We start from the raw sequence: 1,473 nt of genomic DNA on the forward strand, positions 1-1,473 counted from the left end.
GAACCACTGATGTCACAGTAGCCAATTGCAACATTACCTTCTCTGGAGGCGATGCGGTATATGGCTTTTATACTAAAAACTTTACTTTAGAAAACTCTGTCATCAATAATACTTATAATGATGTAGTATCGATGACCTGGGAATGTCCGGGCGCCACCATCCGCAACAATCAGATCAAGAATGTAGGCTATATAGTGGGTATGGGAGGAAGTAACAATTTTACCTATCAGGCTATTATAGCTATGGGGAACAACGTAAAAATTGAAAATAACAGCATTATTAATACAGGTTATAATCCTTTATCATTCCGTGGCAACAACAGCATTGTGAGCAAAAACTATGTAGAGAACTTTTGCTACATTAAAGATGATGGCGGAGCTATTCATACCTGGAATAATCTGGATGGTGGCTCTACTACACTATATGGTCAGAAGGTAATTGACAACATTATTCTTAAGGGTACAGGCGCGCCGGAAGGAACAGCGAATCCTGCCCTTCGTTTAGCAAAGGGCGTGTATATGGACGATAACACAGCCAATGTGGAGATTGCCCGCAACACGGTTAGCGATTGTACCTATGGCTTGTATGTACATAACTCACGCAATCTGAACATCCATAGCAATACCTTTTTTGACAACCGCGACTATCAGGTGCTTATGGAGCATGACAAAGTAGCAGCCGATAAACCCATCCGCAATGTTACGTTCAAATACAACGTGTTAGCTTCTAAAGAGAAAGGGCAGGAATTGATGGCTTTGTTTACTAAAGACAATGATATCTCCCAGTTTGGTTCTTTTTCCAACAACTATTACACCAGAACCATATCTACCTCAGTGATCGCTGTTACAGCCATTACCAACCGTTATGGCAGTTCACAATCGATTAACAGATATAATCTGAATGCCTGGAAAAAAGTGCATGGCCATGAATCTGGCTCTGCTGAAAACAAACCGATGCCTCATTACCGGATCAACCGCTTGACAAGTAGCAATAAATTCCCCAACAAAAGCTTTGACTCCAATGTTTCAGGCATTCTTAGCTATCATTCCGGAGGCAGCCTGCGCATCAACTGGGATAATACCAATAAGCTTAGCAGTGGTGGTAGTATGAGAGCCTCTTTTGCTTATAAAACAGGAAAAGACGCCCACTTTAGAGGCAATGTGGGCAGCGTCGATAAAAACAAAAAGTACATTGTGAAGTTTAGTGTTCTCAGCTCTAATGCAGACAGAACTCTACAGATAGGGTTGATGAATAATAATGTTACAAACCAATATTTAGAGAGTAGAACGTATAAATCAACGACGAGCCGCACCGATTATGAGTTTTTGTTTGAGCCTACCGGCAGCACCAGTTCTGCCGCCCTGCGTTTTGATTTTGGAGAAAGTGATGGTACTTTGTGGGTGGATAATGTAGAAGTATATGAAGCCGATATCACTATGGATGCAGGCCATGTACGCCTTGAGCACAACCCAA

At 41.8% G+C, this 1,473-nt stretch carries 1 protein-coding gene; it reads left to right on the forward strand.

Going from position 1 to position 1,473, the window contains the following annotated elements; translation table 11 throughout:
* On the forward strand, window positions 1-1,473 hold a 1,473-nt coding region (locus tag Q0590_RS37245; RefSeq protein WP_302042769.1), incomplete at both ends, for a right-handed parallel beta-helix repeat-containing protein.

It is taken from the genome of Rhodocytophaga aerolata, assembly GCF_030503435.1.
Taxonomy (GTDB): domain Bacteria; phylum Bacteroidota; class Bacteroidia; order Cytophagales; family 172606-1; genus Rhodocytophaga; species Rhodocytophaga aerolata.